This is a genomic window from Clostridium hominis (assembly GCF_014287825.1).
In the GTDB taxonomy this organism is placed as follows: Bacteria; Bacillota; Clostridia; order Clostridiales; family Clostridiaceae; genus Clostridium; species Clostridium hominis.
Window position 1 is genome coordinate 20,682 of record NZ_JACOOO010000017.1, and the last position, 16,924, is coordinate 37,605.

A 16,924-nucleotide genomic window follows, 5' to 3' on the forward strand; every position below is an offset into this window, starting at 1 on the left:
ATTAAAATGTACATTGCATTTGGAAATAGAGTTGTAGATAGTAAGGACTTTATAAAAGTAATTGAAGAAAATACAGAATTTAAAGTAATAAAAGATATGAGTAAAGGGTCTAAAAGGGAAGATATAGTCGCTTTAAATTTAAGCATTGATATATCAGAACTAAATGAAGAAATAGCAGAGAATTATAATTTAGAAGATTTAGATGAGGATACATTATTTGAAGAATATATGACAATTACTGAAGAAGTAGGGTATGAATTAGAAGAATATTTACCTGATGATTCAATAATAAAATTTCAAGCTTATAAATGGGATCCATCAGATAATGATATAAAAGCTATTATAGTAATAGTTCCAGAAGAGTTAGGCGAAAGAAAAGCAATGGATTTAATTAAAAGATTACTAAAACAAGTAGAATAACAACTTGCATACCATAAACTGAATAAATAAACTTTAAACTACAGAAAATATCATAAGAAGATATAGAAAGGAAGATTTCTATGAATTATGATGTTAAACCTATTCTAGTCATTAGTAAATGTTTAGGGTTTGAGGCTTGTAGATATAACGGTGGAATTGAAAACAATGTTTTTATAGAGAACTTAAGAAATTACGTAGAGTTTATAACTGTATGTCCAGAAACTGATTCAGGGCTACCAGTTCCAAGAGATGTTTTAAGAATAATTCAAAAAGACAATAAGTGTGGATTAGTAGTATCTACAACTGGTCAAGATGTGACAGCAAAGTTAGATGGATTTACTGAGAAATTTTTAAGCGATTTAGGCGATATTGATGGATTTATTTTAAAAAATAAATCACCAACTTGTGGAGTAAAGGATGCAAAAATATATACATCAATAGATAAAGGTGCGGCAATTAAAAGAGGTAAGGGGGTTTTTGTACAGAGGATAACAAATAAATATCCTAATATAATAATAGAAGATGAAGGACGATTAACTAACTTTAAAATAAGAGAGCATTTTTTAACTAGGATATTTGTATTAGCGAGTTTCAGAGAGGCTAAAAAGAGTAACGATAAAGGGAAATTAAAAGATTTTCACCTTAAAAATACCCTCTTATTTTTAGCATATAGTCAGAAATATTCAAAACTCTTAGATTCATTAATTTATAATGATGATTCGTTTAATAGTAAAATGGTATTTAATGAGTATGAAAAATACCTTTATAAGCTTTTAGAAAGAGCCCCTAGATATACATCTAATATAAATGTATTACTAAAATCTATTGATAGTTTCAAAGATAATATAACACAAGAAGAAATGCAATTTATTTGGAATACAATTGATAAGTATAAAAAAGGGTTAGTACCTTTCTCAGTTCCTCTGTACTTAGTAAAAGGCTATATAATAAGATTTGATTTAGATTATTTATCAAATCAGAGTTTCTTTATGCCTTATCCAGAGGAATTAATTCATGTAAATGATTCAGGAAAACTTATACACTAGAATAAATAAAAATATCCTTTCTAAAATGGAATAGTATTTATCTTTAGGATAATACTAAGTTTATAAAGTTTTAGGAGGATGCCACATGAATAATACGAATGATTGGGATAATTGGAAAGATGCCTTAGGAAAAGCTGTAGATTTGGGTGAAAACATAGGTTTATCAAATAGTAGTATAAATAATATTGCTGAAAAAGTTGGTGGCTTTCTAGCAAATCATGTTGAACCAACTAATGATGAAGAAAAACTTCTAAAAGAACTTTGGGATGTTGGAAATCAACATGATAAGCATGTATTAGCTAAGCTTGTAGTAAAAATGACAAAAAAATAATCCTTTAACTTATGCCAGAAATATAATTAAAGTATTTCTGGCTTTTATATATTAAAAATAATAATGTTATGTTAGAGATATATATTTAACTTAATTCACATATAAATAATTTGTAGTAATTTATGAGGAGAGGTATATTGTATACGAAAAGTGCATTAAGAAATTTTTTATTTTGGTCTAGCCTTGCTATTATAGTAAATATAATTATTTATTATTTATATGGAGTGGGAGATGCATTAGAATTTTTAGGTGGATATGTTATAGAATTAAGTTTAAGTGTAGATAATTTGTTTTTATTTCTTGTTATATTTTCAAGCTTTGGAATTCCTATTACTTATCAGCATAGAGTTTTAACATACGGTATATTCGGAGCTATGATATTGAGATTTGTATTTATCTTCTTAGGAATTGCTGTTGTAAATAGATTTCATTGGTTACTATATATTTTTGGAGTTATTCTTGTTATAAGTAGTATTAAATTATTTACAAAGCATAACGAAACAGAAGAATTTAAAGGTAATTTCTTTATGAGGTTTGTTCAAAGAATAATTCCTGTTACAAACAAAATATACGGGCAAAAGTTTTTTGTAAGAATAAATGGACATCTTTGGGCAACTCCATTAATGCTAATTTTAATTTTAATAGAAAGTTCAGATATTATATTTGCTATAGATTCTATTCCGGCAATTTTTTCTATTACTACTAATCCATTAATAGTTTACAGTTCAAATATATTAGCTGTCTTAGGATTAAGAAGTTTATATTTTTTACTTGTAAAGTTAGATTCAATGTTTAAATGCATACGATACGGAGTAGGTTTTGTTTTAATGTTTACAGGAATTAAACTTATTATATTATATTTTAATATTACAATACCAACGCTTATATCTTTATTAATAATATTTATTATTTTACTTTTTAGTATATTGTTTTCGTTGATTATTGATTAGTATTATACTAGAATATATAAAAAGTAACTTAACAAAGGAGGACAATATGAAAAAAATTGCGGCTTTTTTTGATATTGATGGAACAATTTATAGAGAAGGATTAATCACAGAAGTATTTAAAAAGATAATAAAATATGAATTGGTTGATGAAGAGAAGTGGTACAATGAAGTACGCCCTGCATATTTATTATGGGATAAAAGACAAGGTGATTATGATACATATCTGTTAAAGATGGTAGATATTTATGTAGAAGCAATAAAAGGAATAAGCAAAGAGCAAATAGAACATGTTGCTAAAAAAGTAATAGAGCAAAAAGGGGATAGAGTATATACTTTTTCTAGAGAAAGAATAAAATGGCATCAAGATCAAGGTCATATAGTTATTGCTATCTCAGGTTCGCCATATGAATTAGTAAAAGAAATGTCACAGAAGTATAATATGGATGATTTTAAAGGGACTATTTATAAAAGTGATGAAAATAATAATTATACTGGTGATGTAATTCCTATGTGGGATTCAGAAAGTAAACAAAAAGCTCTTCTAGAAATGAAAGAAAAATATGATATAGATTTATCTGCTAGCTATGCATATGGTGATACTGCAGGAGACTATACTATGTTTAAATTAGTAGGTATACCATATGCTATAAATCCTACAAAGGAATTATTAAATAAAATAACTAATGATAAAGAAATAAATGACAAGATTAACATAATAGTTGAGAGAAAGGATGTAACATATAAATTAACCACTGCGAATTTAGAGTTATTATAAATTGAATTTGAATTAAGAAACTTTTCTTATCAATAGAATAAGATAACTACTATAAAGATTGTATTAGGGGCGAATAGCTTGATAGGTCTTACAGATTTATTAATTTATCTTGATGAAGAGTTAACAAAGAATTTAAATTCTTTAGTTATAGAAGGCTATATAGAAAAAAGAACCTCTAGGTGGATTGAAGATAGAACTATTTCGGGAAATGTCAGATTTCAAGATAGAGAGCAATATTTTGAGGAAGATAGATGTATAAGAGACGAGCGAGATGGATATAAAGGAAAAAATTATAATAGTGCCGATACATTAACAAATACTAAAGAAAAAACTGAAGGAATTGATGGTAGAAGATTTATAAGAAGGGAAGAGGAATTGACAAGAATTTATACTATTTTTGAACTTCACAATCAGTTAATAAATGGCATGAATGATTCTAACATACTAAAAAATGTATCAGATGATTGGATGAATGATGATATTTCAGTAGGTGATTATATACAGCTTAATGGAATCATAGGACAGGATTCTGTATTGTCTTATGTAGATGTATGTTGTAATTTAATCAATTGTATAGGATGTGATACCTTAAATTCATTATCAAAGAGTACATCTAGTGACATATATAATTATAATGTTGCTTCTAGTTACTTAATGACTCTTAGAGATTCATTAAATGTAAATAATACTCAAGATGTGATAATTAAAACTAACAACAACGATGTAGTATTAATGATGAATAACCAATACCTATTTAATAATTATGGTAATATTTACGAACGTGCTGGATGCCCTTGTAAAATAGTAGGAAAAGTTATACGTGTTTGTGAAGATGGTGAATATATACACCTATTAAGAAAAACTGGGCAACCAGAATTTTATGAAAACTTACTTTTATCGAATAGTACGTTAAATGATAGGTTACAGAGTAGTGGACTAATTATTCCTAAAGAACCTAAGTTTAAAATTGATGGAAAAACTTTGTTAGTAGTACCTATAAGCATGAGTATATAATTTAATAATTATTAAGAGGTAAGAAAATAGGAGAGCTAAATACTCTCCTATTTTCTTAATTTGATGAGTTTGTATATATAAAACTTAATATTTTAAAATATAATGAGATAGCCTCTTTAGTAGATAAGTTCTCAAGGTAATGGGTACATGTCTCTAATGATAAAAATTCAAAGTTGTTTTTTTTCTTTTTAGCTTCATTAAAAAGTTTTAAAGAGCTATTATATGGAACAATAGTATCTACCATGCTATGAATAATCAAAGTATTAGGAAGATCCTCTTTTATATAGTTAATTGGACTATATAAATTAGCAATTGTATCAATATCATAGGAAGAAAATTTTTCAGCAACTTCATTTGGGGCTAGTGAAACATTTATTTTAGCCAACTCAGCAGGACCAAATAAATCAACTACATATGAAATATCTGATGAATATTCTGACAAAGATAAATCCCCAATAAACATATCATTATCTGAAAAGGCAGCTATCATTGAAAGTTGTGAGCCTGCTGATGGGGATACTATTCCAATATTATTAGTATCAAAGTTGTATATATCTTTATTTTTATATATCCATCTTATAGTATCTTTAATATCAGATATTTGTTTGTCAAATATGGCATCTGTTTTTAATAACTCATAAGAAGTAGAGATTATAGTAAAACCCTCTTTCCTTAATGTTTCAATTATAGGTGCTAATTCAGCAGGAAGATTTTTATTTCCATACATCCATGAATCACCAAAAACATAAATGATAACAGGGGATCCACTTTCCATCTCCTTTTTAGAAGTATAAATATCTAGTGTTAAATCAATGTTATCCCTACTTTTATAAATTATATCCCTATATGAGACTTCTGATACTGGCTCTGTATAAAAATTACTAGCTATTACAGCTAAGTTACTATTTAGTTTTATTATTTCTCTTGTTATATGATAATAAAATTTTATTGAATCTAAATTTACAGATATAAAAAATATCAATAAAAGAGACACAGGAAGTATAAGCTTTTTTATATATTTAAACAAATTTATCACCAACTAAACATTAATATTATAATTATTAACATAAAACATAAAATAATATACAATTAATTGGCTTATATTATATAAAGATATAAAAAAAGCTAATGTAATATATACACTAGCTTATATAAAGTTAATACATAACTCTAATTGAGTAACCTTCTTTTTCAAGGGCCGTTACTATTTTTTCTATATGTGAATTACCATTTGTTTCAACAGTAACTTCGACAAGAACATTATTTATCCTATTTATTGCTTTAAATTTATCATGATCTAAACTTACTATATTAGCGTTCTCTTTAGCTAATAATTGTGATAATCTTAAAAGTTGTCCAGGAGTATTGGGAACTTCTGTTGAGAAACAGAATAGTCTTCCACCAGAAACTAGCCCATTATTAATTAGTGTAGAAATAGTTAACATATCTATGTTTCCACCACTAATAACTGAGCAAATTTTTTTGCCTGTAATGTTTAACTTTTTTAATGCAGCTAAAGATACTACACCTGAAGCTTCTGCAATCAATTTGTGCTTTTCTGTAAGCAATAAAAACGCATCAACGATTTCAGCGTCGGAAACTGTTATTATTTCATCAACGTTTTCACGTATAATCTCAAAAGTTTTATCTCCAGGAGTTTTAACGGCAATACCATCGGCAATAGTATTAACACTAGATATTGGAGTAAGTTTTTTGTTTTTAAAGCTTTCTGCCATTGCAGAGGCACCTTCTGATTGCACTCCAATTATCTTTATAGATGGGTTAATTTCTTTTGCAACTAAAGAAATACCGCTTATAAGGCCACCACCACCAATCGGGCAGACTATATAATCTATATTAGGTATTTCTTCTAATATTTCTAAAGCAATTGTTCCTTGCCCGAATATTATATCCATATCATTAAATGGATGTATAAATACTTTATTTTCAGTTTCTTCTATTCTTTTCGCTTCGTTATATGCATCATCATAACAACTACCTTCTAGTACAACGTTGCCACCATAGTTTTTAGTAGATTGAACTTTAAGATATGGCGTAGTTTTTGGCATTACAATAGTAGCGTCAACACCAATTAAGCTTGATGCATATGCAACTCCTTGAGCGTGATTCCCTGCTGAAGAGCATACAACACCTTTAGATTTTTCGTAATCTGTTAGCCCTTTTATCTTATTAAGCGCGCCTCTTAGCTTGTAAGCACCAGTAAGTTGAAGGTTTTCACATTTCATATATACTGTATTCTTTGAGATATCACTAAACACTTTACTATGTAGAATAGGAGTCTTAACGATTACATCTTTGATATTTTCTCTTGCTTTTTTTACATTCTCAATATACATTAATTTCACCCCATTGTAGTTTTAAGTAGATTTGGTATAATTTATACAATATATACTTTAACATATATTTTTAAGAAAATCTAATTAATAAATAAAAATGTATATATTAAAATTTTAAGAGTAAATTTATTGTATTACTAAATATATAAAGATATAATTACAAAGTAATATAGAAAAAATGGAGTGAACTTAATGGAAGAGAGATTACAAAAGTACATAGCTAGATGCGGAGTAGCTTCTAGAAGAAAAAGCGAAGAATTGATTTTATCGGGCCAAATTAGAGTCAATGGCAATATTGTAACTGAGCTAGGTACTAAAGTTAATATAGACACAGATGTAGTAGAATATAATAATAAAGTTATAAAGAAAGAAGAAAATAAAGTATATATAATGTTAAATAAACCTGAAGGTTATATAACATCAGCTAGTGATGAAAAAGGTAGAAAAACAGTCTTAGATCTAATAGATGTAGAAGAAAGAATTTATCCTATTGGAAGATTAGATTATGATAGTTCAGGTCTTTTATTACTTACTAATGATGGAGATATATATAATAAAATAATTCATCCAAGAGTAGCGATCGATAAAAAATATATTGCCCTTTGTGAAGGAAAATTCACAGAAAAAGAAATTGAAAAGTTTAAAAATGGGATAGACATAGGTGGATATATTACATCAAATGCTAATATTGAAATAATAGATGAAGAAAATATAAAAATTAAGAAGACAGGCAAAAATACTATAAGGTCGACTGTTGAGATTACAATTCATGAAGGAAAAAATCGACAAATTAGAAGGATGTGTGCTTCTTTAAATCATAATGTAATAGCTTTAAAAAGAGTATCTGTTGGTAGCATTAAATTAGGTAACCTAAAAAAGGGAAGTTGGAGAATGCTAACTCAAGAAGAAATTAATTATATTAAAGGTCTATAGATAGGAGAATTATGTTTACTTATACAGCAGATTTTAGTTCGTTAACACATAGTATTGTAAAAAATTTTATAAAGGAAAAAAAAGTAGCTATTGATGGTACATTAGGGAATGGATTTGATACAGATTTTCTAGCGGATAATTTTGAAATTGTATATTCGTTTGATATACAAAAAATTGCTTGTGAGAAGTACAAAGAAAATCAAAAGAAAAATGTTGTAGTGATTAATGATTCTCATCATAAGTTTTTAGAATATATAAATGAGGAGGCGAACTGTATTATATACAATTTAGGTTTTTTACCAGGTGGAGATAAAGCTATTACAACTTGTCATAAATCTTCTATAGAGAGTATAAGAATAGGGATAGATATTCTTAAATCAGGGGGAATGATGCTAATTACTTCTTATAGAGGTCATGATGAAGGTATGAGTGAATATAACTATATACAAGAATTACTATACAAATTACCTAAAAATAAATATGCAGTTATGAAACATGAAATTATCAATAGAAGCAATAAATCGCCAGTATTATTTGTAGTTGAGAAAAAATAATAGATTGATTTAAAATATAAAGAATGCTAAAATTATTTAGTTATTATATTATAAGAAGAGGTAGTTATGGACAAGAATAATAATTGTGAATCAAATGATCTTATGAGGTTAATACAAACAAAATTTGCAAGATTAAGTAAGGGACAAAAACTAATAGCAGATTATATATTAAAAAACTATGATAAAGCTGCCTTTATGACTGCTTCAAAGCTAGGAGAAGCTGTAGGAGTTTCTGAATCAACTGTTGTTAGATTTGCAATAGAATTAGGATTCTCAGGTTATCCTAAATTGCAAAAATCCCTTCATGAGCTTATAAAAACAAAATTAACTACTGTTCAAAGATTAGAACTTTCAAATGATTATATAAGCAATGGTTATACATTAAAAGGCGTATTGAAATCTGACATGGAAAACATAAGAGCAACTATGGAAAAGATTGATTATGAAACCTTTGATGCTGTTGTTAATAGTATATTTGAAGCTAAGAGGATATTTATAATTGGTTTAAGAAGTTCTATGGCATTAGCTGAATTTTTAGAGTTTTATCTTAATCTAATTTTACAAAATGTAAAAACAGTTGGAAATGGAATTTCAGATATATTTGAACAAATGGTAAGTATAAGAGAAGGAGATTTAGTTATAGGTATAGGATTTCCTAGATATTCTTCAAAAACTATAGATGCTTTAGGAATAGCTCAAGACAGAGGGGCTAAGGTTGTAGCAATAACTGATAGTTATCTATCACCTTTAGATGCAAAGGCTGATTATACTTTAGTAGCTCAAAGTAATATGGCATCTTTTGTTGATTCTCTAGTTGCTCCTTTATCAGTAATTAATGCTCTTATTGTTGCCGTTGGTTTAAGAGAGAAAGAAACAATATCTAATATTTTTAATGATCTAGAAAAGATTTGGCATGATTTTAATGTTTATTCTTATAATGGAAGAAACTCAGGATATTAGAATATGATTTAGTTAGGGGGATTAGCAATTGTTAATTCCTTTAATTTTTATTAAATATTTATTTAGGAGGATTTATATGGCTGACGTTGTTGTTATCGGTGGTGGCCCAGCAGGAATTATGGCAGCAATTAGTGCTGCTAAAAATAATAATGTTATATTACTAGAAGGCAATGATAGAATTGGTAAAAAGTTATTTATAACAGGAAAAGGAAGATGTAATGTAACAAATGCAAAGGAAATAAGTGAATTTTTTGACTATATTCCTGGAAATCCTTATTTTTTATATAGTGCACTATACACATTTACTAATGAGGATACAATAAACTTTTTTGAATCTCAAGGAATAAAACTAAAGACTGAGAGAGGTGGAAGAATATTTCCACAGTCTGATAAATCCTCTGATATAATCAAAGGATTAAGTAATGGGCTTAAAGAAGCTAGGGTTAATATAAAATTAAATTCAAAAGTAACAAATATAATTATGGATAACTCTAAAATAATTGCAGTTGAGATTAATGATTCTAAAAAGATTTATGGTGATTACTTTATATTTGCTCCTGGAGGCGCATCATATCCGCTAACTGGATCAACTGGGGAATGTTTTAATATGCTAGAAAGTTTGGGACATACAATTGTTAAGTTAAAGCCATCACTAGTTCCTATAGAAATAAAAGAAGACTTCATTAAAGAATTAGCGGGATTATCTCTAAGAAATATAGGGTTAACTATAAAGTCAAAAGGTAAAGTAGTATATAAAGAGCAGGGGGAAATCAAATTTACATATTACGGAATATCAGGCCCACTAACTTTAAGTGGATCTAGATACATAAAAAATAATGAGGAATTTAAAGTTATTATAGATTTTAAACCTGCATTAGATCTAAAAGAATTAGACATAAGAATTCAAAAGGATTTTAAAAAATATATTAATAATGATTTTAAAAATTCTTTAGATGATTTATTACCTCAAAAAATTATACCGGTAATTATAGAACTATCAGGAATAGATAAAAATAAAAAGGTTAATGAAATAACTAGAGAAGAAAGAAAAAGGTTAGTAAATTTATTAAAGAACTTCGAGATTTCAGTAAAAAAACTAAGACCATTATCAGAGGCTATAGTAACTGCAGGAGGAGTATCAATAGATGAAATCGATCCTTCTACAATGAAATCAAAAATAATAGAAAATTTATCTTTTGCAGGTGAAGTGATGGATGTAGACGCATTTACAGGCGGATATAATGTTCAGATTGCGTTATCTACAGGATATATGGCAGGGACAAATTTATAATAATCTTGTTTACTTAGCAAATTCATAATATAATCGTAGTGATAAATTAAAAGGTTAGCATCAAGAAAGGTGGCAAATAAATGAGAATATCTGTAGCGATAGATGGACCAGCAGGTGCTGGGAAGAGTACTATAGCAAAATTAGTAAGTAAAGAATTTAATTTAATGTATATAAATACGGGAGCAATGTACAGAGCTGTATCTTTAATGGCAAAAGAAAATAATATTGAGCCATCAGATATTGAAAAATTAAAAGATTTAATAGATACTTTAGAAATGCATTTCGAAAATGATGATTTAATTTTAAATGGAATAAATGTTCAGGATAAAATAACAATGCCTGAAATTAGTTCAATAGTATCAAATTACGCATCAATTCCTGAAGTAAGAGAAAAATTAGTTAATTTACAAAGAAAAATGTCTGAAAAGTATGATGTATTAATGGATGGAAGAGATATTGGTACAGTTGTATTAAAAAATGCACCATTTAAGTTCTTTTTAACTGCTACAGCTGAAGAAAGAGCAAAAAGAAGATTTAATGAATTAATTAGTAGAGGAATAGAAGTAAACTTCGATACATTATTAAGTGATATAATTAAAAGAGATTTTATAGATAGTAATAGAGAAGTAGATCCATTGAAAATGGCTGAAGATGCCATCGAAATAGATAGTTCTAATCTATCAATAAAAGAAGTTACAGAATTTATTTGTAATTATATAAAAAATAAATTACAATAATATTATTGGGTAGTAAATTTTAACAAATGGAGATAAACAGCATGAAAAGAAAAGTAATTTTAGCTGAGAGTGCAGGTTTTTGTTTTGGGGTTCAAAGAGCAGTAGATCAAACAACAAAAATCCAAAAGGAATACGGAAAGAAGATCTATACTTTAGGACCACTTATTCATAATAATGATGTAGTAAAATTTTTAGAAAACAATGAAGTATTTTCAATTTCCCTAGATGAAATAACTAACTTATCTAAAGGGGATGCAGTTATAATAAGATCCCATGGTGTTTCTAAGGAAGTTATGGATTTATTAGAATCTAAGGGTTTAATAATAATTGATGCAACATGTCCTTTTGTAACTAATATTCAAAAGAAAGTTAATAAATATTCAAAGGAAGGTTACCAAATAGTTATTTTAGGAGATAAAGATCATCCAGAGGTTATAGGAATAAATGGATGGTGTAATAATAACGCAATTATAACAAAAGATGGTGAGTTTCATGGTAGAATCCCAAATAAGGTATGTGTAGTTTCTCAAACTACTGAAAAAGAGGAAAATTGGGTAAATACAATAAAAAATTTGTCAGTTATAACAAAAGAACTTTTAGCATTTAATACAATATGTGCAGCAACAGAAGTGCGACAAAAAGGAGTTTTAGAGTTATCTAAAACTGTTGACCTAATGATAATTGTAGGAGGAAAAAATAGCTCTAATACAACAAAGTTGTATCAAATTGCTAAGACAAATTGTGATCGTACAATTCATATAGAAAATTCATCAGAGTTACCAAAGGAAATAATTAATGATAAGACTATAAGTAAAATAGGTATTACAGCTGGAGCATCTACTCCAGATTGGATTATAAATGAAGTAGTTGAATTAATGGAAGGGGATATATAGATGGAAGATCAATTACAGTTAATGAATGAAATGGATGTTAGATTTAAAATAGGAGATGAGATACAAGGTGAAATTCTTAAAATAGGATCATCAGAAGTATTTGTTTCTCTAGTAGGTTATAAGACTGATGGAGTTATTCCATTCAGCGAGTTAACATACACAGAGAATTTAGAAGAAACTCTAAGAAACTTAAAACAAGGCGATATTATAAAGGCTAAAGTAATTAAATTGAGAAATGAAGATAATTATGTTGTTTTATCTAGATTAGAGTATAAAAAGGAAGAAACATTAGAAATATTAGAAGGTTTATTTGATAGAAAAGAAAGCTTTAAAGTGCTTATAAAAGAAGCAAGAGAAAAAGGTTTAGTGGCAAACTTTGATGGAGTAAGAATATTTATTCCAGCTTCTCATATTGATGTTAGATTTATAAAAGATACAAATGAGTTTGTAAATACAGAAATGGAAGTTAGATTAATTGATTTCTCAAGAAAAAATCCATCTAAAATTGTTGCGTCTAGAAGAGTAATTTTAGAAGAGCAAATTGAAGAAAAAGAATCAAAGGCTTGGGAAAAATTCAATCTAGGAGATGTAGTATCTGCTGAAATAAAAAGATTTACTAACTTTGGAGCTTTTGCTGAAGTAGAAGGAGTAGATGGATTAATTCATATCTCTCAAATTTCATGGAAACTTGTTAAATCATGTGATGAAGTTTTAAAAGTAGGTCAAGTAGTAAATGCAAAGATTATTGCTTTAGATAAAGAAAATAAAAAGTTATCACTTAGTATTAAAGAATTAACTCCAGAGCCATGGACAAATGTTGAAGAAAAATATCCAGTTGGTTCTGCAGTTCTTGGTAAAGTTGTAAGAATAAATGATTTTGGCGCATTTGTAGAGCTAGAACCTGGATTAGATGGATTAGTTCATATATCAAAAATAAGTCATAATCACATTAATCATCCATCAGAAGTTTTATCTATAGGCCAAGATGTTAAATGCATAATTTTAGAGGTTAATAAAGAAGCTAAAAAAATAGCTCTTAGTATTAGAGATACTGAATAATTTATAAACATAGGTTAAGTTACTAAAGAGATTACATCTAAAAGGTGTAATCTTTTCTAATATATTATATTTCTTTAAAAAGTTTATTTTATGAGGTTTGCTATGGTTTCATTAGTTAGATTATCATCTAGTAATTTAGATGAATTTAAGAAACTATATGAAGAAAATTTTAAAAGAGAGACCTATGATAAAGATTTTTTTGAGTATTATACTAATCAATCCTTTATTCCCAAAATGTTTTCAAAGAAGTTTGTTAAACTTTTTATGTATAATGGTGAGTTTATAGGTTATATCTGGTATGAACTTCCAATAGATATCCAAGTTAAAGTTTTTTCTTTATATGTAGAAGATAAATATATTGATATAATAAATAATAATATTTTTAAAAAGTTTAATGAAAAATCTTTAGTTTATGAATCTATAGAAAATAGTTCTAGCAATAAGCTACTAAACAACTTAGGATTTAAAAAAGCGAGACCATCTCTAATTATGTCCTTAAAAGTTGACGATTATAAAAAAGGGGACGAAATAGAGAATATTAAATTTAATGTACAGCATAATTCTAATTTATTAAATTTACTTAATAGGTATAGTGAGCAGAAAAATAATATTATTAGTGTTTCATTTCAGAAGGTAGATATTAAGAATGAGGCTTTATTAAGATGTGAGATACAAAATAATGTATTTAGAAATATAGATCGTGTACCTATTGAGGTAGAAGATATAGAAAATGATTTTAAACAAGAATATTATATTGAAGATTTGGCAATTTTTATGAAGCTTAATAATATTGTAGTAGCTTATGGTCAAATTATTTATATTAGAAAAATGTATACAATTGTTAATTTTGGAGTTGTTGATATTTTTAGGGGGATGGGGATAGGTAAGTTGCTTTTAGATAATCTAATTAGTAAAGCTAGAGAAAAAAATATAGATGAGCTTGCTTTAGGAGTTGATAAAAATAACATTAACGCAATTTCATTATATAAATGGATAGGTTTTAAACATAGATATGATATAGCTAGATGGGAGAGATAAAAGGAATATTCATATTTACTTATAAGAAATTACATTATTCTATTTAAAATGAATAAAAAATTTATTATAATATACAAGGATTGAGAAATTTGCACAAAGGAGATTTAAATATGCAAGAGACAAATTTAAAATATTATATAGAAACTTGGGGCTGCCAAATGAATGAAGAAGATTCAGAAAAGCTTTCAGGGATGTTAAAGAATATAGGATATTCAAGAACAGAAACTAAAGAAGAAGCTGGAATAATTTTATATAATACTTGTTGTGTTAGAGAAAATGCAGAAAATAAGGTGTTTGGTAACCTTGGACAACTTAAAGCTTTAAAGAGAAAGAATCCTGATTTGATTATAGGTATATGTGGTTGTATGATGCAACAAGAGGGAATGGCAGATAAAATATTAAGTACTTTCCCTTATGTAAATATAGTGTTTGGAACTCATAATGCGTATAAGTTCCCAGAATATCTAAATAGAGTTAAAACTGAAGGTGTTCAAATAAAAGAGATATTTAATAAGGAAGAAGAAATAGTTGAAGGATTACCTATAGATAGAAAAAGTGATGTAAAAGCTTTTGTAACTATAATGTATGGATGTAATAACTTCTGTACTTATTGTATTGTTCCTTATGTTAGAGGAAGAGAGAGATCAAGAAAATCTGAAGATATACTAAATGAAGTAAAAGAATTAGTTAAAGCAGGATATAAGGAAATAACGCTTTTAGGTCAAAATGTTAACTCATATGGTAAAGGCTTAGAAGAAGATATAAATTTTGCAAAACTTCTAAGAATGATAAATGAAGTAGAGGGAATAGAGAGAGTTAGATTCATGACATCTCACCCAAAAGATTTAACTGATGATGTTATTTTAGCTATTAAAGAATGTGATAAATTATGTGAACAAATACATTTACCAGTACAAAGTGGTTCAAATAACATTTTAAAGAAGATGAATCGTCATTATACTAGAGAGTATTATATGGAGCTAGTAAATAAGATAAAGAAAGAAATACCAGGTGTATCTTTAACTACTGATATAATTGTTGGTTTCCCAGGTGAAACAGAAGAAGATTTCCTTGAAACATTAGAATTAGTTAGAGAAGTTGGATATTCTGCAGCATTTACATTTATTTATTCAAGAAGAAATAATACTCCAGCAGATATGATGTTAAATCAAGTCGATGATGCTGATAAACATCATAGATTTGATAGATTAGTTAAAGCTGTTAATGAGAATGTTATAAAGCTAAACAAAGAATTTGAAAATCAAGTTGTTGAAGTTCTAGTTGAAGGTATGAGTAAAAATGATGAAACAAAGTACTCAGGTAGAACAAGAAACGGTAGATTAGTTAATTTTGAAGGAGAAAATGTAAAGATAGGTGATTTAGTTAATGTTGAAATTACTAGAGCTCAACCATTCTCTTTATTAGGTAAAATGATATAAAGTATAGAAAAAGGGCAGCTCATTAGAGTGTCCTTTTTTATTATGTTATATATAGTCTAACAATAGAAATGAAAATGTGATAATATATTAATATAAAATTTTAAAAACGGAGGATAAGAAAATGACGTTGACTCCAATGATGAGACAATATATGGAAGTTAAAGATAGGTATACTGATTGTATATTATTTTTTAGGTTAGGTGACTTCTATGAGATGTTCTTTGAAGATGCAAAAACAGCATCAAGAGAACTAGAACTAGTACTTACAGGAAGAGATTGTGGGTTAGAAGAAAGAGCACCTATGTGTGGAATCCCTTTTCATGCATCTGCTGCATACATATCTAGATTAGTATCGAAAGGATATAAAGTAGCTATATGTGAACAAGTAGAAGATCCATCAGTAGCAAAAGGTATAGTTAAAAGAGATGTAGTTAAGGTGGTTACCCCTGGAACTTTTATAGATGGTAATGGTGATAATGATTATAAAAATCTTTATATGATGTCTATATACGAGAATAATGGTTTATATGGAATAGCCATATCAGATATATCTACAGGCGAATTCAAGACAACTTATTTCTCAGATTCTATAGATAATCTATTGGGAGAAATCTCTAGATTCTCTCCTAAGGAAATAATTGTAGATAGCACTTTAAGTGAAAATATCATAATTAGAATTCAGGAAACTTTACCTGTATTAATAACTAAAAAAGATTACTCTAAATTTTATTGTACTGATGAAGAGTTAAAAAAACAATTTATAAACATAGATTTATATTCAATTAATATTAACAGTAAAATAGCAGTATCTGTACTACTTAAATATATATTCGATACTCAGAAGATAAGTTTATCTAATATAGATATACTAGAACAATATAATATAATTGACTTTATGACTATTGATAGTAATTCTAGACGTAACTTAGAATTAACAGAAAGTCTTAAAGAAAAATCTAAAAAAGGAAGTCTAATATGGGTATTAGATAAAACTTCTACTTCAATGGGTGGAAGAACATTAAGAAGTTTTATAGAACAGCCTTTAATAAATAAATCTCAGATTGAAAATAGAAGTTCTGCTGTAGAAGAGTTATATAATAATATGTTCTTTAATGAAGAATTAAGAG

Annotated in this window: 16 protein-coding genes and 1 pseudogene; 15 read left to right on the top strand and 2 right to left on the bottom strand. The window is 27.4% G+C overall.

Annotated features, from left to right (window positions below):
- The first annotated feature begins 6 nt into the window (after positions 1-6).
- The 6 genes from H8S20_RS10310 (at position 7) to H8S20_RS10335 (ending at position 4,536) form a co-directional block, all read left to right on the top strand.
- The gene (locus H8S20_RS10310; protein ID WP_032118669.1) at positions 7-420 is read left to right on the top strand and encodes a hypothetical protein; all 414 of its coding nucleotides are present in this window, start codon (positions 7-9) and stop codon (positions 418-420) included.
- 80 nt (positions 421-500) lie between these two features.
- Entirely contained in the window at positions 501-1,466 is a 966-nt protein-coding gene (locus tag H8S20_RS10315) for a YbgA family protein (protein WP_032118670.1), read from the top strand.
- 85 nt (positions 1,467-1,551) lie between these two features.
- Positions 1,552-1,797 (top strand): DUF3243 domain-containing protein, encoded by a 246-nt coding sequence (locus H8S20_RS10320; RefSeq protein WP_032118671.1) that lies wholly within the window; start codon positions 1,552-1,554, stop codon positions 1,795-1,797.
- 137 nt (positions 1,798-1,934) lie between these two features.
- On the top strand, positions 1,935-2,747 hold the full coding sequence (locus H8S20_RS10325) for a TerC/Alx family metal homeostasis membrane protein (RefSeq protein WP_051986885.1): 813 nt from the start codon (positions 1,935-1,937) through the stop codon (positions 2,745-2,747).
- Positions 2,748-2,793: 46 nt separating this feature from the next.
- A complete protein-coding gene (locus tag H8S20_RS10330) occupies positions 2,794-3,522 on the top strand; it encodes an HAD family hydrolase (RefSeq protein WP_186860069.1) in 729 nt (242 codons plus the stop codon).
- A gap of 78 nt (positions 3,523-3,600) precedes the next feature.
- Positions 3,601-4,536 (top strand): hypothetical protein, encoded by a 936-nt coding sequence (locus tag H8S20_RS10335; RefSeq protein ID WP_032118673.1) that lies wholly within the window; start codon positions 3,601-3,603, stop codon positions 4,534-4,536.
- Positions 4,537-4,591: 55 nt separating this feature from the next.
- Here H8S20_RS10335 and H8S20_RS10340 read toward each other — a convergent pair whose 3' ends face one another.
- Both H8S20_RS10340 and ilvA read right to left on the bottom strand, forming a co-directional pair.
- Positions 4,592-5,563 (bottom strand): alpha/beta hydrolase, encoded by a 972-nt coding sequence (locus tag H8S20_RS10340; RefSeq protein WP_032118674.1) that lies wholly within the window; start codon positions 5,561-5,563, stop codon positions 4,592-4,594.
- Positions 5,564-5,693: 130 nt separating this feature from the next.
- Complete coding sequence (ilvA, locus tag H8S20_RS10345; RefSeq protein ID WP_032118675.1) at positions 5,694-6,893, bottom strand: threonine ammonia-lyase; 1,200 nt, start codon at positions 6,891-6,893, stop codon at positions 5,694-5,696.
- Between the two features lie 192 nt (positions 6,894-7,085).
- On the opposite strand from ilvA, the gene H8S20_RS10350 reads away from it, so the two are divergent.
- From H8S20_RS10350 to H8S20_RS10390, 9 genes and pseudogenes are all read left to right on the top strand, one after another.
- On the top strand, positions 7,086-7,826 hold the full coding sequence (locus tag H8S20_RS10350; protein ID WP_186860070.1) for a pseudouridine synthase: 741 nt from the start codon (positions 7,086-7,088) through the stop codon (positions 7,824-7,826).
- 11 nt (positions 7,827-7,837) lie between these two features.
- Positions 7,838-8,380: a tRNA 5-(aminomethyl)-2-thiouridylate-methyltransferase MnmM gene (gene mnmM / locus H8S20_RS10355; RefSeq protein ID WP_032118677.1), complete on the top strand. Its 543-nt coding sequence runs from the start codon at positions 7,838-7,840 to the stop codon at positions 8,378-8,380.
- A 66-nt stretch (positions 8,381-8,446) separates the two neighbouring features.
- Complete coding sequence (locus H8S20_RS10360) at positions 8,447-9,340, top strand: MurR/RpiR family transcriptional regulator (protein WP_032118678.1); 894 nt, start codon at positions 8,447-8,449, stop codon at positions 9,338-9,340.
- A gap of 76 nt (positions 9,341-9,416) precedes the next feature.
- A complete protein-coding gene (locus H8S20_RS10365; RefSeq protein ID WP_032118679.1) occupies positions 9,417-10,631 on the top strand; it encodes a BaiN/RdsA family NAD(P)/FAD-dependent oxidoreductase in 1,215 nt (404 codons plus the stop codon).
- An 80-nt stretch (positions 10,632-10,711) separates the two neighbouring features.
- Positions 10,712-11,368: a (d)CMP kinase gene (gene cmk / locus H8S20_RS10370; protein ID WP_032118680.1), complete on the top strand. Its 657-nt coding sequence runs from the start codon at positions 10,712-10,714 to the stop codon at positions 11,366-11,368.
- Positions 11,369-11,409: 41 nt separating this feature from the next.
- Positions 11,410-13,320, top strand: a pseudogene (locus tag H8S20_RS10375) (bifunctional 4-hydroxy-3-methylbut-2-enyl diphosphate reductase/30S ribosomal protein S1).
- 102 nt (positions 13,321-13,422) lie between these two features.
- On the top strand, positions 13,423-14,358 hold the full coding sequence (locus tag H8S20_RS10380; protein WP_186860071.1) for a GNAT family N-acetyltransferase: 936 nt from the start codon (positions 13,423-13,425) through the stop codon (positions 14,356-14,358).
- A gap of 110 nt (positions 14,359-14,468) precedes the next feature.
- A complete protein-coding gene (miaB, locus tag H8S20_RS10385; RefSeq protein ID WP_032118683.1) occupies positions 14,469-15,797 on the top strand; it encodes a tRNA (N6-isopentenyl adenosine(37)-C2)-methylthiotransferase MiaB in 1,329 nt (442 codons plus the stop codon).
- Positions 15,798-15,918: 121 nt separating this feature from the next.
- On the top strand, positions 15,919-16,924 hold a 1,006-nt coding region (locus H8S20_RS10390; protein WP_494545893.1), incomplete at its 3' end, for a MutS N-terminal domain-containing protein.